At 55.9% G+C, this 456-nt stretch carries 1 protein-coding gene; it reads left to right on the forward strand.

Annotated features, from left to right (window positions below):
- Positions 1-141: 141 nt before the first annotated feature.
- On the forward strand, positions 142-456 hold a 315-nt coding region (locus tag GNP95_RS25550), incomplete at its 3' end, for a hypothetical protein (protein ID WP_196427327.1).

The raw sequence follows: 456 nt of genomic DNA on the forward strand, positions 1-456 counted from the left end.
CGCTCTCCTGGGGCCGCCGAGTGCCGGCGACCAGCGCAGAACCGCCCGCGGCCGGCGGACGTACGAAGCCAGGAACCAAGACGCCGGAGGGCGGCACACGAGCGGCCAGGGCCAGCAGCGCGGCAGCCGCGGGAACCAAACATGGATGATCAGGACAATCGCAGATCGCGGACAACGGGAGGTCCAGCACTTTTTCCCGCGGGGCAGCGGCGCGGCGCGCAGCGGGAGAAAACAAAGCAGCGAAGGGGGGCAGCGGGAGGAGGGCGCGGCGGGCGGCGGGAGGGGAAAAGAAAAGGAAAAGAAGGAAAAGGAGAGGAGAAAGACGAAAGGGAAAAAAAAAAAAAGGAAAAAAAGGGAAAAAGAAGAAAAAAAAAAAACAAAGAAGGAGAAAAAAAAAGAAACGAGAAGAAAGAGGAAAAAAAAAAAAAAGGAAAAGAAAAGGAAGAAAGAAAGAAC

This window comes from Paenibacillus woosongensis, assembly GCF_009725165.1.
Taxonomy (GTDB): domain Bacteria; phylum Bacillota; class Bacilli; order Paenibacillales; family Paenibacillaceae; genus Fontibacillus; species Fontibacillus woosongensis.